Origin of the sequence: Xenophilus azovorans DSM 13620 (assembly GCF_000745855.1) — a bacterium.
GTDB lineage: Bacteria > Pseudomonadota > Gammaproteobacteria > Burkholderiales > Burkholderiaceae_C > Xenophilus > Xenophilus azovorans.
Map to the genome: position 1 here is coordinate 24,789 of NZ_JQKD01000015.1, position 22,143 is coordinate 46,931.

Annotated in this window: 23 protein-coding genes; 14 read left to right on the forward strand and 9 right to left on the reverse strand. The window is 72.6% G+C overall.

Annotation, left to right across the window (positions count from 1 at the left end; translation table 11 throughout):
- Window positions 1-62 precede the first annotated feature (62 nt).
- The 7 genes from Q392_RS09640 (at window position 63) to Q392_RS09670 (ending at window position 7,598) form a co-directional block, all read left to right on the forward strand.
- Complete coding sequence (locus tag Q392_RS09640) at window positions 63-3,083, forward strand: monovalent cation/H+ antiporter subunit A (protein WP_084216967.1); 3,021 nt, start codon at window positions 63-65, stop codon at window positions 3,081-3,083.
- Window positions 3,083-3,424 carry a Na+/H+ antiporter subunit C gene (locus Q392_RS09645; RefSeq protein WP_038205588.1) on the forward strand — a complete coding sequence of 114 codons (342 nt, stop codon included), beginning with the start codon at window positions 3,083-3,085 and terminating at the stop codon, window positions 3,422-3,424. Before Q392_RS09640 ends, Q392_RS09645 begins: the two co-directional genes overlap by 1 nt.
- A 124-nt stretch (window positions 3,425-3,548) precedes the next feature.
- Entirely contained in the window at window positions 3,549-5,252 is a 1,704-nt protein-coding gene (locus tag Q392_RS09650) for a monovalent cation/H+ antiporter subunit D (protein WP_038205590.1), read from the forward strand.
- A complete protein-coding gene (locus Q392_RS09655) occupies window positions 5,252-5,755 on the forward strand; it encodes a Na+/H+ antiporter subunit E (RefSeq protein ID WP_038205593.1) in 504 nt (167 codons plus the stop codon). Before Q392_RS09650 ends, Q392_RS09655 begins: the two co-directional genes overlap by 1 nt.
- Complete coding sequence (locus tag Q392_RS09660; RefSeq protein WP_038205596.1) at window positions 5,752-6,030, forward strand: K+/H+ antiporter subunit F; 279 nt, start codon at window positions 5,752-5,754, stop codon at window positions 6,028-6,030. Before Q392_RS09655 ends, Q392_RS09660 begins: the two co-directional genes overlap by 4 nt.
- Window positions 6,031-6,091: 61 nt before the next feature.
- Complete coding sequence (gene mnhG / locus Q392_RS09665) at window positions 6,092-6,484, forward strand: monovalent cation/H(+) antiporter subunit G (protein WP_038205599.1); 393 nt, start codon at window positions 6,092-6,094, stop codon at window positions 6,482-6,484.
- Between the two features lie 115 nt (window positions 6,485-6,599).
- Entirely contained in the window at window positions 6,600-7,598 is a 999-nt protein-coding gene (locus tag Q392_RS09670) for a Bug family tripartite tricarboxylate transporter substrate binding protein (protein ID WP_038205602.1), read from the forward strand.
- 21 nt (window positions 7,599-7,619) lie between these two features.
- Here the strand turns inward: Q392_RS09670 and Q392_RS09675 are convergent, their stop codons facing one another.
- From Q392_RS09675 to Q392_RS09705, 7 genes are read right to left on the reverse strand one after another with little or no spacing between them, the layout of a single operon-like run.
- Window positions 7,620-8,633, reverse strand: coding sequence for an XdhC family protein (locus tag Q392_RS09675; RefSeq protein WP_038205605.1), 1,014 nt, complete (start codon window positions 8,631-8,633; stop codon window positions 7,620-7,622).
- A gap of 2 nt (window positions 8,634-8,635) precedes the next feature.
- Window positions 8,636-9,226 carry an SRPBCC family protein gene (locus Q392_RS09680; protein WP_038205608.1) on the reverse strand — a complete coding sequence of 197 codons (591 nt, stop codon included), beginning with the start codon at window positions 9,224-9,226 and terminating at the stop codon, window positions 8,636-8,638.
- A 36-nt stretch (window positions 9,227-9,262) separates the two neighbouring features.
- The gene (locus tag Q392_RS09685; protein WP_038205611.1) at window positions 9,263-10,474 is read right to left on the reverse strand and encodes a vWA domain-containing protein; all 1,212 of its coding nucleotides are present in this window, start codon (window positions 10,472-10,474) and stop codon (window positions 9,263-9,265) included.
- Between the two features lie 10 nt (window positions 10,475-10,484).
- Window positions 10,485-11,405 carry an AAA family ATPase gene (locus Q392_RS09690; RefSeq protein ID WP_051953170.1) on the reverse strand — a complete coding sequence of 307 codons (921 nt, stop codon included), beginning with the start codon at window positions 11,403-11,405 and terminating at the stop codon, window positions 10,485-10,487.
- A gap of 9 nt (window positions 11,406-11,414) precedes the next feature.
- The gene (locus Q392_RS09695; protein ID WP_038205613.1) at window positions 11,415-12,206 is read right to left on the reverse strand and encodes an FAD binding domain-containing protein; all 792 of its coding nucleotides are present in this window, start codon (window positions 12,204-12,206) and stop codon (window positions 11,415-11,417) included.
- Between the two features lie 20 nt (window positions 12,207-12,226).
- Window positions 12,227-14,614 carry a xanthine dehydrogenase family protein molybdopterin-binding subunit gene (locus Q392_RS09700; protein WP_038205615.1) on the reverse strand — a complete coding sequence of 796 codons (2,388 nt, stop codon included), beginning with the start codon at window positions 14,612-14,614 and terminating at the stop codon, window positions 12,227-12,229.
- An 18-nt stretch (window positions 14,615-14,632) separates the two neighbouring features.
- The gene (locus tag Q392_RS09705) at window positions 14,633-15,115 is read right to left on the reverse strand and encodes a (2Fe-2S)-binding protein (RefSeq protein ID WP_038205617.1); all 483 of its coding nucleotides are present in this window, start codon (window positions 15,113-15,115) and stop codon (window positions 14,633-14,635) included.
- Window positions 15,116-15,311: 196 nt separating this feature from the next.
- On the opposite strand from Q392_RS09705, the gene Q392_RS09710 reads away from it, so the two are divergent.
- The gene (locus Q392_RS09710; RefSeq protein WP_038205620.1) at window positions 15,312-16,421 is read left to right on the forward strand and encodes a helix-turn-helix domain-containing protein; all 1,110 of its coding nucleotides are present in this window, start codon (window positions 15,312-15,314) and stop codon (window positions 16,419-16,421) included.
- 44 nt (window positions 16,422-16,465) lie between these two features.
- Window positions 16,466-16,789: a thioredoxin family protein gene (locus Q392_RS09715; protein ID WP_038205623.1), complete on the forward strand. Its 324-nt coding sequence runs from the start codon at window positions 16,466-16,468 to the stop codon at window positions 16,787-16,789.
- 19 nt (window positions 16,790-16,808) lie between these two features.
- On the opposite strand, the gene Q392_RS09720 is transcribed toward Q392_RS09715, so the two are convergent.
- Window positions 16,809-17,606 (reverse strand): TOBE domain-containing protein, encoded by a 798-nt coding sequence (locus tag Q392_RS09720; protein ID WP_038205625.1) that lies wholly within the window; start codon window positions 17,604-17,606, stop codon window positions 16,809-16,811.
- A 79-nt stretch (window positions 17,607-17,685) separates the two neighbouring features.
- Here Q392_RS09720 and Q392_RS33865 point away from each other — a divergent pair, with 79 nt between their 5' ends.
- Genes Q392_RS33865 through Q392_RS09745 form a run of 5 tightly spaced genes read left to right on the forward strand, consistent with a single transcriptional unit; the run spans window position 17,686 to window position 21,589 of the window.
- Window positions 17,686-18,729: a nitroreductase family protein gene (locus Q392_RS33865; RefSeq protein ID WP_245610681.1), complete on the forward strand. Its 1,044-nt coding sequence runs from the start codon at window positions 17,686-17,688 to the stop codon at window positions 18,727-18,729.
- Complete coding sequence (locus Q392_RS33625) at window positions 18,726-19,430, forward strand: SAM-dependent methyltransferase (protein WP_051953173.1); 705 nt, start codon at window positions 18,726-18,728, stop codon at window positions 19,428-19,430. The genes Q392_RS33865 and Q392_RS33625 overlap by 4 nt, the downstream gene beginning before the upstream one ends.
- 46 nt (window positions 19,431-19,476) lie before the next feature.
- Entirely contained in the window at window positions 19,477-20,238 is a 762-nt protein-coding gene (gene modA, locus Q392_RS09735; RefSeq protein WP_038205628.1) for a molybdate ABC transporter substrate-binding protein, read from the forward strand.
- Between the two features lie 32 nt (window positions 20,239-20,270).
- On the forward strand, window positions 20,271-20,924 hold the full coding sequence (gene modB, locus Q392_RS09740; RefSeq protein ID WP_038205632.1) for a molybdate ABC transporter permease subunit: 654 nt from the start codon (window positions 20,271-20,273) through the stop codon (window positions 20,922-20,924).
- A gap of 5 nt (window positions 20,925-20,929) precedes the next feature.
- Window positions 20,930-21,589, forward strand: a complete 660-nt coding sequence (locus tag Q392_RS09745; RefSeq protein ID WP_038205634.1) for an ABC transporter ATP-binding protein — start codon at window positions 20,930-20,932, stop codon at window positions 21,587-21,589.
- Between the two features lie 141 nt (window positions 21,590-21,730).
- Here Q392_RS09745 and Q392_RS09750 read toward each other — a convergent pair whose 3' ends face one another.
- Window positions 21,731-22,141 (reverse strand): PPC domain-containing DNA-binding protein, encoded by a 411-nt coding sequence (locus Q392_RS09750; RefSeq protein ID WP_038205637.1) that lies wholly within the window; start codon window positions 22,139-22,141, stop codon window positions 21,731-21,733.
- Window positions 22,142-22,143: the final 2 nt, after the last annotated feature.

A 22,143-nucleotide genomic window follows, 5' to 3' on the forward strand; every position in this document is an offset into this window, starting at 1 on the left:
CGGGGCGGCGGCGGTGGAATCCTCAATGAACCCACCAGGGTCGGTCGATAGAATCGATCGCGATGCCCCTGGCCCTGATCGTCCTTCTTCCCTTCGTCGCAAGCGTGCTGGCTGCCGCCCTGCCGCACAACGCGCGCAACCGGGAATCGACGCTGGCGGGCCTGGTGGCCCTGGGGTGCGCGGTGCAGGTGGGCTGGATGTTCCCGCGCGTGGCCGGCGGCAACGTGGTGCGCGAGCAGTACGAATGGCTCGGCACCCTGGGGCTGGACCTGTCCTTCCGCCTGGACGGCTTCGCCTGGCTGTTCTGCATGCTGGTGCTGGGCATCGGCGCGCTGGTGGTGCTGTATGCGCGCTACTACATGTCGGCCTCCGATCCGGTGCCGCGCTTCTTCGCCTTCTTCCTGGCCTTCATGGGCTCGATGGTGGGCGTGGTGCTCTCGGGCAACCTGATCCAGATGGTGATGTTCTGGGAGCTCACCAGCCTGTTCTCCTTCCTGCTGATCGGCTACTGGCACCACCGGCGCGACGCACGGCGCGGCGCGCGCATGTCGCTCACCGTCACCGGCGCCGGCGGCCTCGCCCTGCTGGCCGGCGTGCTGGTGCTGGGGCGCATCGCCGGCAGCTACGAGCTGGACGTGGTGCTCGCCTCGGGCGACGTCATCCGCGCCCATCCGCTGTACCCGGTCGCGCTGGTGCTGGTGCTGCTGGGCGCCTTCACCAAGAGCGCGCAGTTCCCCTTCCATTTCTGGCTGCCGCGCGCCATGGCGGCGCCCACGCCCGTGTCGGCCTACCTGCACTCGGCCACGATGGTGAAGCTGGGCGTGTTCCTCATGGCGCGGCTGTGGCCGGCGCTCTCGGGCACCGAGGCCTGGTTCTGGCTGGTGGGCGGCGCGGGCGTGGCCACGCTGCTGCTGGGCGGCTACATCGCCATGTTCCAGCACGACCTCAAGGGGCTGCTGGCCTACTCGACGATCTCGCACCTCGGGCTCATCACGCTGCTGCTGGGCCTGAACTCGCCGCTGGCCGCCGTGGCGGCCGTGTTCCACGTCATGAACCACGCGACCTTCAAGGCGTCGCTGTTCATGGCGGCGGGCATCATCGACCACGAGACCGGCACGCGCGACATCCGCAAGCTCAGCGGCCTGGCGCGGCCGATGCCCATCACCGCCACGCTGGCCATCATCGCCAGCGCCTCGATGGCCGGGGTGCCGCTGCTCAACGGCTTCCTGTCCAAGGAGATGTTCTTCGCCGAGACGGTGTTCCTCGACGCCGCTCCCTGGCTGGAGGTGGCGATGCCGGTGCTGGCGACGGTGGCCGGCATCTTCAGCGTGGCCTACTCGGCGCGCTTCGTGTTCGACGTGTTCTTCGGCCCGCCCTGCACGGCCGTGGTGCCCAAGGCGCCGCACGAGCCGCCGCACTGGATGCGCGTGCCGGTCGAGCTGCTGGTGCTGGCCTGCCTGGTGGTGGGCATCGTGCCGGCCTGGTCGGTGGGCAGCTTCCTGGCCGCCGCGGCGACGCCGGTGGTCGGCGGCACGCTGCCGCACTACAGCCTGGCGGTGTGGCACGGCTTCAACCTGCCGCTGGTGATGAGCTTCGTCGCCCTGGCCGGCGGCGGCGTGCTGTACCTGCTGCAGCGCCGCCGCCGCGCGCAGGGCGGTCTCGACGACACGCCGCTGCTGCAGCGCCTCGACGGCCAGCGCATCTTCGAGAACCTGCTGGCCCGGCTCTCGGAGCTGGGCCGGCAGGGCCGCCGCCTGCTCGGCACGCGGCGGCTGCAGCCCCAGCTCTTCCTCTTGGTGGGCCTGGCGGTGCTGGGCGCCGGCGCGGCGGTCTGGCTGGCGCCGGCCGGGCGCGGCGCGCGCGAGCTGCTGCCCTTCTCGACCATGTTCGCCATGACGTGGATCATCGGCTGCGTGTGCGCCGTGGCCGCGGCCTGGCAGGCCAAGTTCCACCGCCTGGCCGCGCTGATGCTGGCCTCCGGCGCCGGGCTGGTGAGCTGCATCACCTACATCTGGTTCTCGGCGCCCGACCTGGCGCTCACGCAACTCGTGGTCGAGAGCGTGACGACGCTGCTGATCCTGCTGGGCCTGCGCTGGCTGCCGATGCGCAAGGCCGAGGTGCGGCCGGCGCACGGCGGCTTCGGCGCGTTCAAGGCCTGGAGCCGCCGCTCGCGCGACCTGGGCCTGGCCGCCTGCGCCGGCGCCGGCATGGCCGCGCTGGCCTGGCTGGTGATGACGCGCCCCTTCCCGCAGAGCATCTCGCCCTACTTCCTCGACAAGGCCCTGCCCGAGGGCGGCGGCACCAACGTGGTCAACGTGATGCTGGTGGACTTCCGCGGCTTCGACACCTTCGGCGAGATCACCGTGCTGGGCATCGTGGCGCTGACGGTGTATGCGCTGCTGCGCCGCTTCCGCCCGGCGGAGGAAGCGATGGAGCTGCCGCCGCAGCAGCGCATGGTGCAGACCAGCGACTGGGCCGCCACCGACCTGTTCAACCCGCGCCGCGCCAAGGACGCCGCCGTCGGCTACCTGATGGTGCCGGCCGTGCTGGTGCGCCTGCTGCTGCCGCTCGCGGCGCTGGTGTCGGTGTACTTCTTCATGCGCGGCCACAACGCGCCGGGCGGCGGCTTCGTGGCCGGGCTGGTGATGTCGCTGGCGCTGATGCTGCAGTTCATCGTCTCGGGCGCGGCCTGGACCGAGGAGCACCTGCGCCTGTACCCGCGCCGCTGGATCGCCACCGGGCTGCTGGCGGCCCTGGCCACGGGCGCCGGCGCGGTGGCGCTGGGCTACCCCTTCCTCACCACCCACACCGCGCACCTGCACCTGCCGGTGCTGGGCGAGCTGCACGTGCCCAGCGCGATGTTCTTCGACATCGGCGTGTTCTCGCTGGTGCTGGGCGCGACCATGCTGATCCTCACCGCGCTGGCGCACCAGTCCATCCGCAGCCACCGCTGGGCCGAGGAGCAGGCCGAGCGCGAGGTCGAGGAAGCGGCCGACGCCGCGGTGCAGCGCCATGCCGACCACGAGGCCGCGCAGGACGCGGTGCGCGCCTACCGCGCGGCCATGCAGGAGGAGAACCACTGATGGAAGCCGTGCTCGCCATCGCCATCGGCGTGCTCACCGGCTCGGGCGTGTACCTGCTGCTGCGCCCGCGCACCTTCCAGGTCGTGATGGGCCTGACGCTGATCTCCTACGCGGTCAACCTGTTCATCTTCAGCATGGGCCGGCTCAAGGTCGACAGCGAACCCGTGCTCACGCCGGGCTTTCCGGCCACGCTGGCCAACACGGCCGACCCGATGCCGCAGGCCCTGGTGCTCACCGCCATCGTGATCGGCTTCGCCATGACGGCGCTGTTCCTGGTCGTGCTGCTGGCCTCGCGCGGCATCTCGGGCACCGACCACGTGGACGGCGAGGAGGACGCATGAGCGCCGCCCGGCCGCCCGAAGGCGCTCGCACCGCAGCGCGTCAGCGCGAAGGTACCCCAATGAGCCCCCGCCCGGCCGTTCCGAAGGGGGCTCGCACCGCAGTGCGAAGCACGGAGGTCATCCAATGAGCGGCATCGCCGCCGAAATCTTCCGCCTGCTCGACCGGCTGCTGGACTTCGGCATGCCGCACCTGGTCGCCGTGCCGATCCTGGTGCCCATGCTCACCGCTGCGCTGATGCTGCTGATGGGCGAGCACCGGCGGCGGCTGAAATCCTTCCTCTCGGTGGTCTCCGGCCTGGTGGGCCTGCTGGCGGCGCTGGCGCTGCTGCGCTGGGTGAACGCGCCCGACACCGGCGGCGGGCCGGGCTCCATCGGCGTGTACCTGCCGGGCAACTGGCCCGCGCCCTTCGGCATCGTGCTGGTGGCCGACCGGCTCTCCAGCATGATGGTCGCGCTCACCGGCGTGATCGCCTTCGCCGCCTCCATCTACTCCACCTCGCGCTGGGACCGCGCGGGCGTGCACTTCCACCCGCTGCTGCAGCTGCAGCTCATGGGCCTGAACGGCGCCTTCCTCACCGGCGACCTGTTCAACCTGTTCGTCTTCTTCGAGGTGATGCTGGCCGCATCCTACGGCCTGCTGCTGCACGGCTCGGGCCGGCTGCGGGTGCGCGCCGGGCTGCACTACATCGCCATCAACCTGGCGGCCTCGTCGCTGTTCCTGGTCGGCGCCTCGATGCTCTACGGCGCCACCGGCACGCTGAACATGGCCGACCTGGGCGTGCGCATCGCGCAGATCGACCCGGCCGACCGCACGCTGGTCCACGCCGCGGCGGCGGTGCTGGCCACGGCCTTCCTCGCCAAGGCAGGGGCCTGGCCGCTGAACTTCTGGCTGGTGCCGGCCTACAGCGCGGCGGTGTCGCCGGTGAGCGCGGTCTTCGCGCTGCTGACCAAGCTGGGCGTGTACGTGCTGCTGCGCACCTCGACGCTGTTCTTCGGCCACGACGCCGGCGACTCCGCGCAGTTCGGGCAGACGGTGCTGCTGGGCCTGGGCCTGGCGACGCTGGCGGTGGCGGCCATCGGCATCGTCGGCACGCAGCGGCTGTCGAACCTGGCGGGCTTCTCGGTGCTGATCTCCGCCGGCACGCTGCTGGCGGCGGTGGGCCTGGGCCAGCGCGCGGTGTGGGCCGGCGCGCTCTATTACCTGCTCAGCTCCACGCTGGCGGCCAGCGCGCTGTTCCTGCTCATCGACATGGTGGAGCGCTGGCGCAACGCCGGCCGCAGCATCGCGCCGCACGAGTCGGACCAGACGGCGCCCTTCCTCTCGGAAGACCTGACCTCCTTCGACGACGTGAACCTGGACGACGACGCGCAGGCGCTGTACGGCCGCGCCATCCCGGCCGGCGTCGCCTTCCTGGGCCTGGCCTTCCTCGGCTGCACGCTGCTGCTGGCGGGGCTGCCGCCGCTGTCGGGCTTCGTCGGCAAGTTCGCCATGCTCTCGGGGCTGCTGGAGCAGGCGCCCGGCCGGCGCAGCTGGCTGTTCATGGCGCTGCTGCTGGTCTCGGGCTTCCTGACACTGGTGGCGCTGTCGCGCGCCGGCATCCGCCACTTCTGGACGCCCACGCAGGGCAGCCTGCCCGCCCTGCGGGCGATGGAGGTGCTGCCGGTGGCCGTGCTGCTGGCCGCCTGCGTGGCACTGACGGTGGGCGCGGGCCCGGTGATGCGGCACGCGCAGGCCACCGCCGAGGGACTGGAGCATCCCGCCGCGTACCGCGACGCCGTCTTCGGCGCGCGCCAGCGCCTGGGCCCGACACAGGGGGGAGCCCGCTGATGCCGCGCCTGCTGCGCCGCTGGGTGCCCTCGCCGCCGCTGTCGCTCGCGCTGCTGGTGGTGTGGCTGCTGCTGAACCAGTCGCTGCACCCAGCCACCATCGTCATGGGCACGCTGCTGGCGCTGGTGGTGCCGCTGGTCACGCGCAGCCTGCGCCCCGCGCGCGTGCGCATGCGCCACCCCCTCACGGCGCTGAAGCTGGCCTGCGTCGTGGTGCACGACCTGACCGTCTCCGCCTGGGCCGTGGCGCGCGCCATCCTCACGCGCCGCATCCGCGACATCGACTCGCACTTCGTCTCGGTGCCGCTGGACATGCGCGACGCCAACGGCCTGGCCGTGCTGTCCATGATCGTGTGCCTGACGCCCGGCACCGCCTGGCACGAGCTGTCGGGCGACGGCAGCGCGCTGCTGCTGCACGTGCTGGAGATGGGCGACCACGATGCCTTCATCGCCATGATCAAGAACCGCTACGAGCGCCCCTTGATGGAGATCTTCGAGTCATGACACCCGTGCTGTTCTGGGCCGTCAAGGCCGCCCTCTTCCTGCTGGCCGTGGCGATGCTGTGCGCGCTGTGGCGCCTGCTGCGCGGCCCGGCGGCGCAGGACCGCGTGATGGCGCTGGACTGCCTCTACATCAACGGCATGCTCACCATGCTGGTGCTGGGCATCTCCTACGCCAGCAGCGTGTACTTCGAGGCGGCGATGCTGATCGCGCTGTTCGGCTTCGTCGCGTCCACCGCGCTGGCCAAGTTCCTGCTGCGTGGGGAGGTCATTGAATGAGCCCCCGCCCGGCCGTTCCGAAGGGGGCTCGCACCGCAGTGCGAAGCACGGAGGTTTCCCGATGACCGGCCCGCTGCCCTGGTGGGCCGAGTGGCTCACCGCGATCTGCATCGTCAGCGGCGCCGCCTTCGCCGCCATCGGCTCCTTCGGGCTGGTGCGGCTGCGCGACTTCTTCAGCCGCATCCACGCGCCCACGCTGGGCGCCACCGCCGGCGTGTGGTCGATCTCGCTGGGCACCGTCATCTACTTCTCGGTGCAGGGCTTCCACCTGTTCCTGCACGCGATGCTCATCGCGCTGTTCGTCGCGCTCACCGCGCCGGTGACGACCATCTTCCTGGCGCGCGCCGCCCTGTTCCGCGAGCGGCTCAAGGGCGGGCCGGTGCCGCCCACGGCGCAGATGGACGACGCGACGCCGCGCGCCGCGCCGGCCCCGGAGCCGCTGCAGGACCGCTGAGCGCGGTCCCATCCCGCCGGGCCGCGGCATGCCGCCGCTCCATAAGAAAAATGCCTGCATTGCCAGGTGCGCGCGGGTTTGTTAATGTTTGTAACTTTCCACTCGCGAACGTCCCATGCTCAGCAAGCGCCGGCTGCTCCAATCCTGCGCCGCCTCCGCGGCCACCCTCTGCCTTCCCGGATGGGCACAGAAAAACGGCCAGGCCGCGGCAGGCACCTGGCCGAGCAAGCCGGTGCGCATCCTGGTGGGCTTTCCGGCAGGCGCCTCGCCCGACCTGGCGGCGCGCGCCGTCGCCGGGCCGCTGTCCGCGCTGCTGGGCCAGCCGGTGGTGGTCGAGAACAAGCCCGGCGCCAGCGGCAACGTGGCGGCCAACGAGGTGGCCAAGGCGCAGGACGACCACACCATCGGCGCGCTCATCAACGGCAACCTGACCATCGCCCGCGTGCTCAACGCGGCCACCCCGTTCGACCCGGAGAAAGACTTCGCCCCGGTCGGCCTGATCGGCACCGCGCCGCTGGTGCTGGCGACCTGCGCCGAGGCCGAAGGCCGCACGCCGACCGAGCTGCTGCTGTGGGCGCGCAACCTGGGCAGCGACGGCAAGTACGGCACGCCGGGCGCCGGCACCGTCGGCCACCTGGGCATGGAACTGCTGAAGATGCGCACCAGCATCCGCGTCGAGCACGTGCCCTTCAACGGCAACCCGAAGGTCATCGAGGCCATGCTGGCCAACAAGATCCAGATGGCCCTGCTGCCGCCGGGGCTGGCCTTGCCTCACGTGAAGAGCGGCAAGCTCAAGGCGATCGGCGCGACCTCGCCCGAGCGCAGCCCGCTGGCAGGCGACATGCCCACGCTGCGCGAGGCCGACGTGCGCGGCGCCGACCTGGAGATCTGGACCGCGCTGGCCGCCCCCGCCTCGATGCCCGAAGCGGCCGTGGCCCGGCTCAACACGGCGCTCAACCAGGTGCTGCGCACGCCCGACATCAGCGCCGCCCTGCTCAAGGCCGGCTGGCAGCCGCGCGCCGGCACGCCCGCCGCCCTGGCCAGCCGCATGCGCAGCGACACCACCACGCTCGGCGGCGTGATCATGATGCGGGGGATCAAGGCGGCCGCGTAAGCCCCGGCGGCGGCCGGCGGGTCAGCTGGCGGCCACGCCCTGCTGCGCCTTGGCCATCGCCACCTCCATCTCGCGCGGCAAGCGCACGCCGTTCTTCACGGCCAGGATCTCGGCCATCAGGCTCACGGCGATCTCCGAGGGCGTCTTGCTGCCGATGTAGATGCCGATCGGGCCGCGCAGGCGGGCGAGCGAGGCCTCGGTCTGCTCGAAGTGCTCGATCATCCGCTCGCGCCGGGCCTGCGCGTTGCGGCGCGAGCCGATGGCGCCGACGTAGAAGGCCGGCGTGTCCAGCGCCTCCAGCAGCGCCAGGTCGTCCAGCTTGGGGTCGTGCGTGAGCGCCACCACGCAGGTGCGCGCATCGGGGCGGAAGGCGCGCACCGCGTCGTCGGGCATCTCGGTGGAGAGCTGCACGCCGGGCACCTGCCAGCTCCCGCGGTACTCCTCGCGCGGATCGCACAGCGTGACGGCGAAGCCGCAGAAGCGCGCCATCGTCGCCACGTACTCGGCGAGCTGGCCGGCGCCGATCAGCAGCATGCGGTACTCGGGGCCGAAGGTGTTGACCAGCACGGTGCCGTCGATGACCAGTTCCGCCGGCGCATCCGACGGCGCGAGCGTGACTTCGCCGTCGGCCAGGCGCACGGTGCGCTGCATCAGGCGGCCGGCCTCCAGCTCGGCGACCAGTTCGGCCAGCCGTGCGGCGTCGGGGTCGAACTCCAGCAGCAGCTCCAGCGTGCCGCCGCAGGGCAGGCCGAAGCGGTGCGCCTCGTCGGCGGTGACGCCGTACTTCACCAGCACGGGCGCGCCGCTCGGCATCTCGGCTTGGCCGAGCCTGCTGTGCCGCGCGATCAGGTCGTCCTCGATGCAGCCGCCGGAGACGGAGCCGACCACCGCGCCGTCCTCGGCCAGCGCCATGATCGAGCCGACGGGCCGAGGCGAGGAGCCCCAGGTGCGCACCACCGTCGCCAGCATCGCCCGGCGCCCGTCCAGGCGCCAGTCGCGCAACTGGCGCAGCACCATGACGTCGAGGTTCTCCATGCTCAGCTCTCGGGGGTCGGGCCGGCCTTGTCGTCCTCGCCGTCCTTCTTGCCGAAGCCCATCTTCTGCATCAGGCCGGCGAACTTGCCCTTCTCCTTCTTATCCTCCGCGGCCTCGGCCGGCGGCGCCTCGGCCTCCGCCGGCGCGCCGTGGCGCCGGACCATCTCGGCGTCGAAGCGCTTGAAGAAATCGTCGGCCATCGACTTGGCGGCACCGTCGATCAGCCGCTGGCCGAGCTGCGCGATCTTGCCGCCCACCTGCGCCTGCACGGTGTAGCCCAACTCGCAGCCGGCCTCGTTGGGCGCCAGCGTGACGGCGGAGGCGCCCTTGCCGAAACCGGCCACGCCGCCCTGCCCCTCGAAGGCCAGCCGGTAGCTGGCCGGCGGCTGGATGTCGCTGAGCGTGACCTTGCCGTTGAACTTGGCCGAGACGGGGCCGACCTTGACCGCCATCGTCACGGCGTACTGCCCTTCGCCGGTGGCCTCGAACTTGTCGCAGCCGGGCAGGCAGAGCTTGAGCGTCTCGGGGTCGTTCAGCGCGTCCCACGCCTGCTGCTGGGTGACGCCGAGCTGGCGGTTGCCTTGCATATCCATGTGATGTTCCTCGAAAGAAAAAGTGTCTGTCCGCGTCTATCCGCGCCGCAGCAGCGCGGCGATGCTGCGCGCCAGGTCTTCCAGCGCCTGCAGGTTGTGGACGGCGAGCATGGCGTCGGCCTCGCGGTGCAGCACGGCCGCCCCGCGCGCCAGCGGCGCGTAGCCCGGAAAGCGCAGCAGCGGGTTGAGCCACAGCAGCCTGCGGCTGTGGCGGCGCAGCCATTGCAGCTCGCCGCACAGCGCCTCGGGCTCGCCCGTGTCCAGGCCGTCGCTGACCAGCAGCGCCAGCGTGCGCCGGCCGACCAGCCGCCGCGCATGCTGCCGGCGCAGTTGCGCCAGCGACTCGCCCAGGCGCGTGCCGCCGGCGAAGTCCTCGATCGCCTGGCCCGCCGCGGCCAGCATCGCATCGGTGTCGGCGGCGCGGAAGGCGGGCGTCAGGTCCGTGAGGCCGGTGCCGAAGGCGAACACGTCACGCCGGCCGCCGCGCCCGGCCAGGCCGCGCGTGGCGGCATGCAGGAAGGCCAGCAGCAGCCGGGCGTAGCGCTCCATCGAGCCCGACACGTCCACCAGCACCAGCAGGGGCAGCGGCTGCTCGCGCCGCACCAGGCGCGGCAGGCGCAGCATCTCGCCGCCGGTGCGCGCGGCCTCGTGCCACACGCCCGGCCAGTGCATGCGCGCGTGCGCGCCGCCCTGCCCGGCCACGCGCAGGCGCCGGCCGGGCACGGTGGGCACGGGCAGCGCGATGTCGCGCGCCAGCCGCTCGACCAGCCGGTACTCGGCCGCGCCCAGGGCGTTGAAGTCGGCGTGCTGCAGGCGGCGGCGGTCGCCGGCCGTCATGGCGGCGTCGAACTGCACCTCGCGCTCGTTCTCCGGCGCGGCCTTCGGCGCGGCCGGCGCGGCCAGCGCCTCGCGCACCCGGGGGCGGCGCTTCGGCGGCTCGGCGCGGCCCTCGGTGGTGGGCAGCATCTGGGCGAGCATCTTGCTGGCGAGTTCGGGGTCGCGGAACCACGCGTCGAACAGCTCGCGGAAGACCAGCCGGTCCTGCTCGCGGGCGACCAGCACCGCCTCCATCGCCGCGCTCATGTCGTCGCGCCGGTGCACGCCGACGAGCTGCGCCGCCTCGGCGGCCAGTGCGATGCGCGAGGCGTCGACGCGCACGCCGGCGCGCCGCAGCGCACGGCCGAAACCCGCCAGGTTGCCGGCCAGCTTGCCTCGCCTGGCGTCGCCGAGTTGATGCACGCGTTCCATGCGCCCGGCCTCACTCGGCGGGCGCGAGCAGTTCGGTGGCCAGCGTGTGGTTGAGCGCCGCCACGTCGTCGCGCTGCTTGAAGAGGATGCCGGCGGTGTCGGCCACCACCTCGGGGTCGAGTTCGACCGTGTCCATCGCCACCAGCGCCTTGGCCCATTCCACGCTCTCGGCGATGCCGGGCGCGCGCTGGAAGGCATTGGCGACAGGCTGGCTGCGCAGCCGGTGCACGAAGTCGGCCACCTGCGCCGACAGCGCCTCGCCGGCGCCCGGCACGCGGGCGCGCACGATGGCGAGTTCGCGCTCGCGCTCCGGATAGTCCAGCCAGTGGTACAGGCAGCGGCGCTTCACCGCATCGTTCAGCTCGCGCGTGCGGTTGCTGGTGAGAACGGTGACCGGCGGCACCACGGCGCGCACGGTGCCCAGCTCGGGGATGCTCACCTGGTACTCGCCCAGGTATTCGAGCAGGAAGGCCTCGAAGGGCTCGTCGGCGCGATCCACCTCGTCGATCAGCAGCACGGCGCCGGGCGGCGGTGCCTGCAGGGCCTGCAGCAGCGGGCGGCGGATCAGGTAGTGCGGCTGGTAGACCTCGGATTCCACGTCGTCCACGGCCCCTCGTGCCTCTGCCGCACGCATGTGCAGCAGTTGCGCGGCGTAGTTCCATTCGTACAGCGCCTCGCGCTGCTCCAGGCCGTCGTAGCACTGCAGGCGCAGCAGCTCGCGGCCCAGCGCGGCCGACAGCGCCTTCGCCAGCTCGGTCTTGCCGACGCCGGGCTCGCCCTCCAGCAGCAGCGGCCGCTGCAGCTTCAGCGCGAGGAAGACGGCAGTGGCCAGGCGCCGGTCGGCCAGGTAGCCGACCTCCGCCAGCCCCTGCACCACGGCGTCGATCGAAGCGAACGGCGTGGCGGCGTCAGGGCGGGCGTGGTCGGTCATCGGCCCAGCTTAACCGAGCGCCTTCGCCACGGCGCGCTGCGCGAGCACCGAGATCAGGTTGGCACGGTAAGCGGCGCTGGCGTGCAGGTCGCTGTTGAGTTCGCTGTCGTCGATGGCGACGGCGGCCGCCGACTCGGGCGTGAAGCTCTTCGTCAGCGCTGCTTCCAGCCCGGCATGTCGGAACACGCCGTTGCCCGCGCCGGTGACGGCCACGCGGACGCCGCTGCCATACACCGCCACGAACACGCCCACCAGCGGGAAGTGCGAGGCCTTCTGGCGCAGCTTCTCGTAGGCGGCCTGCTTCGGGATGGGGAAGCGGATCGCCTTGATCAGTTCGCCCTCCTCCAGCGCAGTGGCGAACAAACCCTGGAAGAAGTCGTCGGCTGCGATCTCGCGCTTGGTGGTGACGACGGTGGCGCCGGAAGCCAGCACCGCGCTCGGGTAGCAGGCGGCCGGGTCGTTGTTGGCGACCGAGCCGCCGATCGTGCCCATCGCGCGCACCTGCCGGTCGCCGATGCGCGAGGCCAGGTCGGCCAGCGCGGGGTAGGCGGACTTCACGTCGGCGTTGTTCGCGACCTCGACGTGGCGCGACATGGCGCCGATGACGAGCGCGTCGCCCTCCCGGCGGATGCCGGTCAGCTCCGGGCAGCCGGACAGGTCGGCCAGCTGCTCAGGCGCCGACAGGCGCAGCTTCATGGAGGCCAGCAGCGTCTGGCCGCCCGCCAGCGGCTTCGCGCCGGCGGCTGCCAGCTTCGCCGCCTCGTCGAGACTGGCCGGACGCTCGAAGGTGAATGCGTACATGGTGTGTGCTCCTTCCTCGTTCAGGCGGCAGCCTGGGCCTTGCGCATCGCCTCCCACACGCGCGCCGGGCTGGCGGGCATGTCGAAGTCCTTCACCCCAAGCGGGTGCAGCGCATCGAGCACGGCGTTGATGACGGCCGGCGGCGAGCCGATGGCGCCGGCCTCGCCGCAGCCCTTGGTGCCCAGCGGGTTGTGGGTGCAGGGGGTGCAGACGGTGTCGAGCTTGAAGACCGGGAAGTCTTCCGCGCGCGGCATGGCGTAGTCCATGAAGCTGCCGGTGAGCAGTTGCCCCGTCTCGCGGTCGTAGACGCAGTTCTCCATCAGCGCCTGGCCGATGCCCTGCACGATGCCGCCGTGCACCTGCCCTTCCACGATCATCGGGTTGATGATGGTGCCGAAGTCGTCCACCGCGGTGAAGCGGTCGATCCGCACCTCGCCCGTGGCCTTGTCGATCTCCACCTCGCAGATGTAGGTGCCGGCCGGGTAGGTGAAGTTGGTCGGGTCGTAGAAGGCCGTCTCGTTCAGGCCGGGCTCCAGCTTGTCGAGCGGGTAGTTGTGCGGCACGTAGGCCGTCAGCGCCACCTGGCCGAAGGGGATCTTCTTGTCGGTGCCCTTGACGGTGAACTCGCCGCCGGCGAACTCGATGTCGGCGTCGCTGGCTTCCATAAGGTGCGCGGCGATCTTCTTGGCCTTGGCCTCGATCTTGTCGAGCGCGCGCATGATGGCCGCGCCGCCCACGCTGATGGAGCGCGAGCCGTAGGTGCCCATGCCGAAGGGGATGCGGCCGGTGTCGCCGTGCACGATGTCGACGTTCTCGACCGGGATGCCCAGGCGCGCCGCCACCACCTGCGCGAAGGTCGTCTCGTGACCCTGGCCGTGGCTGTGCGAGCCGGTGAAGACCGTCACGCTGCCGGTGGGATGCACGCGCACCTCGCCAGCCTCGAACAGGCCGGCGCGCGCGCCGAGCGCACCGGCGATGTTGGATGGCGCCAGGCCGCAGGCCTCGATGTAGCTGGAATAGCCGATGCCGCGCAGCTTGCCCTTCTTCTCGCTCTCGGCCCGGCGCGCGTCGAAGCCGGCGACCTCGGCCAGCGCCTGCGCCTTGTCCATGCAGGCCTGGTAGTCGCCCACGTCGTACTGCAGCGCCACCGGCGTCTGGTAGGGCCATTCGCGCACGAAGTTGCGGCGCCGGATCTCGTCCTGGCCCAGGCCCATCTCCCAGCCGCAGCGGCTGACCAGGCGCTCCAGCAGGTAGGTGGCCTCGGGCCGGCCGGCCCCGCGGTAGGCATCCACCGGCGCGGTGTTGGTGAACCAGGCGTCCACTTCCACGTAGATCTGCGGCGTGGTGTACTGGCCCGCCAGCAGCGTGGCGTAGAGGATGGTCGGCACCGCCGTGGCGAAGGTGGACAGGTAGGCGCCCAGGTTGGCGTCGGTGTGCACGCGCAGCGCGAGGAACTTGCCGTCCTTGTCCATCGCCATCTCGGCGTGGCTCACGTGGTCGCGGCCGTGCGCGTCAGACAGGAAGGACTCGGAGCGCTCGGCCGTCCACTTGATGTTGCGGTTGAACTGCTTGCTGGCCCAGGTGAGGGCCACGTCTTCCGCGTAGAGGTAGATCTTGGAGCCGAAGCCGCCGCCAACGTCGGGCGCGATCACGCGCACCTTGTGCTCGGGCAGGCCGAGCACGAAGGCCGTCATCAGCAGCCGCTCGACGTGCGGGTTCTGGTTGGCGACATACAGCGTGTACTCGTCGCCCGCCCGGTTGTAGCCGGCCACCGCCACGCGCGGCTCGATGGCGTTGGGGATGAGGCGGTTGTTGACGAGGTCGAGCTTCGTCACGTGCGCCGCGCCGGCGAAGGCCGCGTCCACCGCCGCCTTGTCGCCCAGCGTCCAGCGGTAGCACTGGTTGTCGGGCGCGGCGTCGTGGATGGTGACGCCGCTGCTCTTCTTCGCCGCGTAGTCCACGCTCACCAGCGCGGGCAGCACCTCGTAGTCGACCACGATGGCCTCGGCCGCGTTCTTCGCCTGCTCCGCCGTCTCGGCCACCACCATCGCCACGTGGTCGCCCACGTAGCGCACCTTGCCAATGGCCAGGATGGGATGCGGCGGCTCCTTCATCGGCGTGCCGTCCGGGTTGTTGATGAGCCAGCCGCAGGGCAGGCCGCCCATCTTCCCGTCGATGTCGGCGCCGGTGAGGATGCCCACCACGCCGGGCATGGCCGCGGCCGCCGCGGTGTCGATGGACCTGATCGCCGCATGCGCGTGCGGCGAGCGCAGGAAGACGGCATGCGCCTGGTTGGGCAGCAGCACGTCGTCGGTGTAGTTGCCCGCGCCGGTGAGGAAGCGCACGTCCTCCTTGCGGCGGACGGCCTCGCCGATGTGCGGCAGCTTGGCGAAATCGGAAGCACCCATGTCGCGCTCCTTCCTTCTTCAGGCCGAAGCGGCCTGCGAGGCCATCGCCTCGCCGCCCTGCTGCACGGCCTTGACGATGTTCTGGTAGCCCGTGCAGCGGCACAGGTTGCCGTCCAGCAGCGCGCGGATCTCCTGCTCGCCGGACTTCGGATGGTGCGTGCACAGGTCGATCGCGCTCATCACCATGCCCGGCGTGCAGAAGCCGCACTGCAGCCCGTGGCACTCCTTGAAGGCCGCCTGCATCGGGTGCAGCGTGCCGTCGGCCTGGGCGATGCCCTCGATGGTGGTGACGTTGCCGCCCGCCACTTGGGCCAGCAGCACGTTGCAGGACTTGATGGCGCGGCCGTTCAGGTGCACGGTGCAGGCGCCGCACTGGGCCGTGTCGCAGCCCACGTGCGTGCCGGTCAGGCGCAGGTGCTCGCGGATGGCCTGGACAAGGAGCGTATGGGGCGGCGCGTCGATCGTGACCTCGCGCCCGTTGACGGTGAGGGATACCTGCATGTGGCTGTCTCCGTGTGTCGGTGATGGCTGGGCGCGGGGCCGGAACCGCCGCGCCGCTGGTCATCTTCTGCCCCGCCCCCGACACCCACCCTAGGCAAAACCCTAGGCGGTTGCGGGGGCGGGTTGAAATTCTCAAAATGAGACGATCGGCGCGCGCAGGCTCGGGCATCTTCGGCCCCGCGCACGCACCCCACGCATGAATCTTCCAGCCCACGCCCTCGCGCTGCCCGACCGCAGCGGCTCCATCGCGCATGCGCGCCGCGCCTGGCTGCACGGCGAGGTGCAGGCCCGCGCCGACGCCGCCCTGCCCCCCTGGATCGCCCGCTCCTGGCAGCGCTGCCTGGCCGCCGGGCGCAGCCCGCGCGAGCGAGTGATGTTCGAGGCCGTGCCGCGCACGGCCGCCGCCGCCGCGCAGGAGCGCTGCGGCAGCTTCCTCGGCGCCGCGCGGCCGGTGCTGGAGCGGCTCTCGCGCGCCATCGCCGGCACGCACTACTTCGCGCTGCTGACCGATGCCGACGGCGTGGTGATCGAGGTGGGCGCGCTGCACGGCCAGGACGACCGCGCCATGCGCGACATCGCCCGCGTCGGCGTCGACCTGTCCGAGCGCGCGGTGGGCACCACCGCCATCGGCGCCGCGCTGGCCGAGCGCAGCCCGGTGTGGCTGCACCGCGGCGAGCACTTCTTCGAGGACACCGGCGTCTACACCTGCGCCGGCGCGCCGGTGTTCGACCCCGCCGGGCGCTGCGTGGGCATGCTCGACCTGACCGGCGTGAACGTGGTCGAACGCCCCGAGCTGCAGCACCTGGCGCAGCACGCGGCGCAGGCGATCCAGAACGCCTGGCTGCGCAGCCTGCCCTGCGCGCTGCTGCTGCAGGTCAACTGGCCCGGCAGCCTGGCGCCGCTGGACGCGGCCGCCGACAGCGACGGCCTGCTGTGCCTGGACGCCGACGGCCGCGTGCTCGGCGCCAACGCGATGGCGCGCCAGCTGCTGCCCCTGCCGGCACCCGGCCGCGCCGAGGCGGTGCAGGCCGGCGACCTGTTCGCCGTGCCGCCCTCCCTGCTCTTCGACGCCGCCGCGCGCCACCCGGCGCCGGTCGAGGTGCCGCTGTGGTCGGGCCTGCGGCTGCACGTGCGCGCCCAGCGCCGCGACGTGCAGGCGGCGCCCCGCCTGCGCGACGTGCAGGCCTCGCTGATCCGCCAGGCCGTGCAGGACGCGCGCGGCAACGTGGCCGAGGCCGCCCGCGCGCTGGGCGTGAGCCGTGCGACCATCTACCGCAGGCTCGCCGCCGGCCAGCACAGGCGCTGACCGCCGACAGCGCACACCGGCGCCGCGGCTTCACGATTCCACGCATGACCACCCCCTACCAACCCGAAGACAAGACCCGCGCCGAAGTGGACGCGCTGCCCGGCCCGACGCTGCTGGAGTTCGGCGCCAACTGGTGCGGCATCTGCCGCGGCGCGCAGCCCGCCATCACCGAGGCGCTGGCCGACGCGCCCGCCGGGCTGCGGCACATCAAGGTGGAGGACGGCAGCGGCCGCCCGCTGGGCCGCAGTTTTGCCGTGCGGCTGTGGCCCACGCTGATCTTCCTGCAGGGCGGGCAGGAGGTCGGCCGCGTGGTGCGGCCCGGCTCGGCCGAGGACGTGCGCGCGCAGATGGCGAAGCTCGGCGCCTGAGCCGCCCGCCCGCGCCCCGTCACCCCGGCAGCGCGATCACCACCGCCGATTCGTCCAGCCGCGCGTGCACGCGCTGGCGCCGCCGCAGGCGCGTGCCTGCAGCGGCGAAGCCGACCAGTTGCAGCCCCTCGCCGTCGAGCTGCACGCCGACCTCGTCGCCCGCCTCGTCGCGGCTGATCGCCGCCGCCGCGCCCTCCAGCACGTTGCCGCCGGCACGCACCGCCCGCCCGCCCGCCGGCGCCACCTCCACCGCCGTCGCCTTGCACAGCGCCAGCACCGGCTGGCCCGGCGCCAGGCCCAGCAGCTCGGCGCTCTCGCGCGTCACGCGCGCGCGCAGCGCCTGCGGCGAGGCGCCGAGCGCCAGCGTGGCAGTGACCATGCGGCCGGCCCCCGCCACCTCGACCACCCGCGCGGGCAACTGGTTGCGCATGCTGGTGCGGATCGCCAGGCCTGCCATCGCCGCCCGGGCGCCGGGCAGCGCCGCCGCCGGGCCGCCCAGCGGGGCATACAGCGACTGCCTCGCCTCGGCGAAGGCGTCGGCCATCGCCAGCAGGCGCCGTCCGTCGTCGGTCAACCGCGCGCCGCCGCCGCCGGCGCCGCCCACGGCGCTGTCCACCAGCGGCATGCCGGCCAGGTTGGTCAGCGTGGCCACCGCCTGCCAGGCGGCCTTGTAGCTCACGCCCGCGTCGCGCGCGGCCTGCGAGATGCTGCCGCTGCGGCCGATGCCGCGCAGGATGTCCAGCCGCTTGTCGGCCGCGCTGTGGCCCAGCGCGTCCATGAAGGCGGCGGGCGGTGCGAAGGAGGTCTTGGCGCGCATGGCGGGATTGTGCGGCGTCGCCTAAACTCGAATCGCTATTCCTTCGATGAATAGCGATCCTTCCACCCGCCGAGACGTCATGCCCGCCCCTCTTCCCCTCGCCGGCCTCGGCCGGCACTTGTTGCGCTCGGTGCTGCGCGTGAGCCTGCCCATCCAGGACCTGCCTGCCCTGCTGCCCGGCGCCGACGCATCGATGAGCGACGCCGCGCTGCGCCGCCTGGCCGAGAGCACCGCGGCCGCCGGCGGCGAAGGCGCCGCGGCCGTCCAGGCACGCCTCGACGCACTGCACGCCGGCGCGCTGGCCCGCTTCGCGCCGGCGGCCGACGCCGCCGCGCTGGAGGCGCTGTGGCGCACGGCCCTGCGGGGCGAACTCCCGCTGGAAGGCGCCTACTGGGCCCTGCTGGTCCATCCGCAGGCCGACCGCACCCTGCGCCACGTGGCCTTCGGCGACGTGGAGATGCTGCGCCCGGCCGACGCCGCCCCGGCCTCGCTGGGCGCGCTGCTGGAGCGCCGCTCCATCTCGCCGCGCCGGCTGGACGCACCCGGCCCGGGCGCGCAGGACATCGAGCTGATGGTGCAGGCCGCGCTCAGCGCGCCCGACCACGGCCGGCTGCACCCCTGGCGCGTGATCGAGTTCCGGACGCCGCAGCGCGAGGCGCTGGCCGCGCTGTTCGAGGCCGAGAAGCGGCGGCGCGACCCGCTCGCCAGCGCCGCCGACCTGCGCCGCGCCCGCGCCCACGCCACCGAGGCGCCCTGCCTGCTGGGCTTCGTCGTCTCGCCGCGCGCGCGCAAGCGCGTGCCGCTGCGCGAGCAGTGGCTGGCCGCCGGCGCGGCGCTGGGCAACCTGCTGAACGCGGCGCACCAGCTCGGCTACGGCGGCATCGTGCTCAGCGGCGAGCGCTGCTTCGACGACGCGCTGGCCCGCCAGCTCGGCCTGCAGCCGGGCGAGCACCTGGCCGGCTTCGTCAGCCTGGGCACGGCCCGCGAGCCGGCGCCGCCCACCGCACGCGCGCTGCCGCAGGAGGTGTGGCGCTGCTGGACGCCCGACACCGCTGCGGCGCCCGTGCCGCGCGGCCCGGCGCTGCCCGCGGCGCGCGCGCTGGACGGCGAGGGCCTTCCATGAACGACACCGCGGCAGACATCGTCTGCCGCCCCATCGGTCACATCCGCAGCCGCTTCCCGGTGCCGGAGGGCGTGCCGGTGCAGGCCGCCGGCGTGCCGCACGAGACGGCGACGCTGGAAGTGCTGCCTGCCTACGCCGCCGGCCTGCGCGACATCGAGGGCTTCGACCACCTGCTGCTCATCACGCACTTCCACCGCTGCCCGCGCGAGCTGCTGGAGGTGACGCCCTTCCTCGACCCGCAGCCCCATGGCGTGTTCGCCACCCGCGCGCCGGCGCGGCCCAACCGGCTGGGCCTGTCGGTGGTGCGGCTGCTGCACGTGGAAGGCCGGCTGCTGCACTTCGCCGGCAACGACCTGGTCGACGGCACGCCGGTGCGAGGGCCTGCTGGCGCCCTGCAAGGGGCCGCGAAGCTCATCCCAGCCCGCCCATCAAGGCGCGCGACGCCGTGCGTGCGTCCGCACGCACAAGGAGCGCAACGCCGAGGGGCGGGCTGGGATGAGCTTCCCTCCGGGTTGCTTCGCAAAGGGGCCCCTTGCAGGGCGCCAGCAGGCCCTCCCATCAAGCCCTATGTGGCGCGCTTCGACGCGCCTGCGCCCGGGCGCATCGGCTGGTTCGAGGGCCGCCTCGACGACCTGGCCGGGCGCCGCGCCGACGATCGTTATGACCGCCATACGCCGGACGGCACGAAGCCGCAGCCCTGACCGCTATGATTCCGCTATTCCTCTGATGAATAACGAAAGGACGACCATGCAAGTGAACCGTTGGCTGCGTGCCGCCGCGTGCGCCCTGACCCTCACCGCCGCCAGCCCGCTGCTGTGGGCGCAGGAGATCGTGGTCTCCGCCGCCGCCAGCCTGACCAACGCCTTCCAGGCCGTCGGCAAGGCATGGTCGCAGGCCAACCCCGGGCACAAGGCGACCTTCAACTTCGCCGCCTCGGGCGCGCTGCTCGCACAGATGCAGCAGGGCGCGCCGGTGGACGTGTTCGCCTCGGCCGACCAGCCCACCATGGACAAGGCGCAGGCCGCCGGCCTGATCGCGCAGGGCACGCGCAGCGACTTCGTGAAGAACGAGCTGGTGCTGATCGTGCCGGCCAAGTCGTCGAAGGTGCCCAAGTCGCTGGACGACCTGGCCGGCGGCGCCTACCAGCGCATCGCCGCCGGCACGCCCGCCTCGGTGCCGGTGGGCCGCTACACCATGGGCGTGATCGAGCAGGCCAAGCTCGACGCGCCGCTCAAGCCCAAGTGGATCTACGGCGAGAGCGTGCGCCAGGTGCTCGACTACGTGGCGCGCGGCGAGGTCGACGCCGGCTTCGTCTACCGCACCGACGCGATGGTCAAGAAGGACGAGACGCAGATCGCCTTCGCCGTGCCGACCACCACCCCGGTGACTTACCCCATCGCCCAGCTCGCCGCCAGCAAGCAGCCGGCCGCGGCGCAGTCCTTCATCGCCTTCGTCAAGGGCGCGGAAGGACGGAAGATCCTCCAGAGCTTCGGCTTCGCCCAACCCTGACCCCCGGTGGAGGCAGGCGCCGCCGCTGAGCCGTGCTCACCCCCCTCTGGCTGACCCTCAAGGTCGCGCTGCTGGCCACGCTGCTGGCCGGCGCGGCCGGCATCGGCCTGGGCTGGTGGATGGCGCGGCGCCGCTTCCCCGGCCATTCGACGCTCGACGCCCTGCTGCTGCTGCCGATGGTGCTGCCGCCCACGGTGCTGGGCTACTACCTGATCGTGCTGGTGGGGCGCAACGGCCTCATCGGGCGCTGGCTGGAGCAGTGGTTCGGCTTCACGCTGCTGTTCACCTGGCAGGGCGCGGTGCTGGCGGCGGCGGTGGTGTCGCTGCCGCTGATCTACAAGGCCGCGCGCGCCGCCTTCGAGGAGACCGACGGCCGCTTCGCGCAGGCCGCGCGCACGCTGGGCGCCGGCGAGTGGGAGGTGTTCTGGCGCATCAGCCTGCCGCTGGCGCTGCGCGGCATCGGCGCCGGGCTGGCATTGAGCTTCGCCCGCGCGATGGGGGAGTTCGGCGCCACGCTGATGATCGCGGGCAACCTGCCGGGGCGTACGCAGACGCTGTCGGTGGCGGTGTACGCCGCCGTGCAGGCCGGCGACGACGAACTGGCGCTGACGCTCACGCTGGTGATCTCGGTGGTGTGCGTGGTGCTGCTGGTGCTGGCCAGCCGGCTGCTGCAGGCGAAGCACTGACGACGATGCTGGACGTCCACATCCGCACCACCCTGCGCTCGCCCGACCGCGAGTTCGTGCTCGACGCGGCCTTCCGCAGCGGCGCCGCGCGCACCGCGCTGCTGGGTCCTTCGGGTTCCGGCAAGTCCACCGTGCTGATGGCCATCGCCGGGCTGCTGCCCGGTGCCCGGGGCCACGTGCGCGTGGGCGGCCAGCCGCTGCTCGACAGCGCCGAAGGCATCGACCTACCGGCGCGCGCGCGCGGCGTGGGCTTGGTGTTCCAGGACTACGCCCTGTTCCCGCACATGACGGTGGAGGAGAACCTGCGCTTCGGCGTGCGCCGCCTCGGGCATGCGCTGCGGCCCGAGGCGCACGAGCGCATCGGGACGCTGATGGAGCAGTTCGGGCTGGAGGCGCTGCGCAACGCCTACCCGCGCCACCTCTCCGGCGGCCAGCGCCAGCGCGTGGCCCTGGCGCGCGCCCTGGCCACGCAGCCGCGCCTGCTGCTGCTGGACGAGCCGCTGTCGGCGCTGGACACGGAACTGCGCGCCCGCCTGCGCGCCGAGCTGGCCGAGATGCTGGAGCGCGTGCAGGTGCCCACGCTGCTGGTCACGCACGACCTGCAGGACGTGCAGGCCCTGGCGCAGTCGGTGGTGCGCATCGAGGCGGGGCGCATCGTCGGTTGATACCGGATCGCATTCGATCGAGAAGAACCGTTCGGGCCGAGCTTGGCCTGTCCTGAGCCTGTCGAAGGATCGAAGCCTCGCGCGGCGCTTCGACAGGCTCAGCGTGAACGGACCGATAGGGTTGAAGTCGCTTGAGAGGCCTCAACTGCCGCAGCGCACATGCAGTTCGGCATAGCCCGTTGCCGCGTCCGCCGTGCGCGAAAGCGTCCAGCCGGCCGGACGGCACAGCAGCACCTCCACCGTCGTGCGCACCGCGTTGCCCTCCACCACGTGCCCGCCCAGCACCGCGCCGTCCGGCCCCGCGATGCTCATGTGCAGGTGGGCGCCGTCGGCGGTCAGCGTGCCGGCCAGGGTCAGCAGTTCGAAGTCGCCGGGCCATGCATCGGCCTCGTTGCGGCCGGCCAGCCGCAGGCGCGGGTCGCGCAGGCTGCCGATGCCGCTGACGACGAAGCAGCCCTCGGGCGCGAAGGCGGCGGCCTCGGCCTCCAGGGCGCGGCGCAGGTCGGCGCCGGGCGGCAGCCGCAGCGGCAGGAAGGCGTCGCCGTCGGCCATGG

Excerpts from the sequence above, each read along its gene's own strand:
- Q392_RS09690 (WP_051953170.1), bottom strand. The coding sequence starts at position 11,405 with ATGACCGACCACGCCCGCCCTGACGCCGCCACGCCGTTCGCTTCGATC.
- Q392_RS09710 (WP_038205620.1), top strand. The coding sequence starts at position 15,312 with ATGAATCTTCCAGCCCACGCCCTCGCGCTGCCCGACCGCAGCGGCTCC.
- mnhG (WP_038205599.1), top strand. The coding sequence starts at position 6,092 with ATGACCGGCCCGCTGCCCTGGTGGGCCGAGTGGCTCACCGCGATCTGC.
- Q392_RS09660 (WP_038205596.1), top strand. The coding sequence starts at position 5,752 with ATGACACCCGTGCTGTTCTGGGCCGTCAAGGCCGCCCTCTTCCTGCTG.
- Q392_RS09700 (WP_038205615.1), bottom strand. The coding sequence starts at position 14,614 with ATGGGTGCTTCCGATTTCGCCAAGCTGCCGCACATCGGCGAGGCCGTC.
- Q392_RS33625 (WP_051953173.1), top strand. The coding sequence starts at position 18,726 with ATGAACGACACCGCGGCAGACATCGTCTGCCGCCCCATCGGTCACATC.
- Q392_RS09670 (WP_038205602.1), top strand. The coding sequence starts at position 6,600 with ATGCTCAGCAAGCGCCGGCTGCTCCAATCCTGCGCCGCCTCCGCGGCC.
- Q392_RS09680 (WP_038205608.1), bottom strand. The coding sequence starts at position 9,226 with ATGGATATGCAAGGCAACCGCCAGCTCGGCGTCACCCAGCAGCAGGCG.
- Q392_RS09655 (WP_038205593.1), top strand. The coding sequence starts at position 5,252 with ATGCCGCGCCTGCTGCGCCGCTGGGTGCCCTCGCCGCCGCTGTCGCTC.
- Q392_RS09645 (WP_038205588.1), top strand. The coding sequence starts at position 3,083 with ATGGAAGCCGTGCTCGCCATCGCCATCGGCGTGCTCACCGGCTCGGGC.
- Q392_RS09745 (WP_038205634.1), top strand. The coding sequence starts at position 20,930 with ATGCTGGACGTCCACATCCGCACCACCCTGCGCTCGCCCGACCGCGAG.
- Q392_RS09715 (WP_038205623.1), top strand. The coding sequence starts at position 16,466 with ATGACCACCCCCTACCAACCCGAAGACAAGACCCGCGCCGAAGTGGAC.
- Q392_RS09695 (WP_038205613.1), bottom strand. The coding sequence starts at position 12,206 with ATGTACGCATTCACCTTCGAGCGTCCGGCCAGTCTCGACGAGGCGGCG.
- Q392_RS09720 (WP_038205625.1), bottom strand. The coding sequence starts at position 17,606 with ATGCGCGCCAAGACCTCCTTCGCACCGCCCGCCGCCTTCATGGACGCG.
- Q392_RS33865 (WP_245610681.1), top strand. The coding sequence starts at position 17,686 with ATGCCCGCCCCTCTTCCCCTCGCCGGCCTCGGCCGGCACTTGTTGCGC.
- Q392_RS09750 (WP_038205637.1), bottom strand. The coding sequence starts at position 22,141 with ATGGCCGACGGCGACGCCTTCCTGCCGCTGCGGCTGCCGCCCGGCGCC.
- Q392_RS09650 (WP_038205590.1), top strand. The coding sequence starts at position 3,549 with ATGAGCGGCATCGCCGCCGAAATCTTCCGCCTGCTCGACCGGCTGCTG.
- Q392_RS09685 (WP_038205611.1), bottom strand. The coding sequence starts at position 10,474 with ATGGAACGCGTGCATCAACTCGGCGACGCCAGGCGAGGCAAGCTGGCC.
- Q392_RS09705 (WP_038205617.1), bottom strand. The coding sequence starts at position 15,115 with ATGCAGGTATCCCTCACCGTCAACGGGCGCGAGGTCACGATCGACGCG.
- Q392_RS09675 (WP_038205605.1), bottom strand. The coding sequence starts at position 8,633 with ATGGAGAACCTCGACGTCATGGTGCTGCGCCAGTTGCGCGACTGGCGC.
- modA (WP_038205628.1), top strand. The coding sequence starts at position 19,477 with ATGCAAGTGAACCGTTGGCTGCGTGCCGCCGCGTGCGCCCTGACCCTC.
- Q392_RS09640 (WP_084216967.1), top strand. The coding sequence starts at position 63 with ATGCCCCTGGCCCTGATCGTCCTTCTTCCCTTCGTCGCAAGCGTGCTG.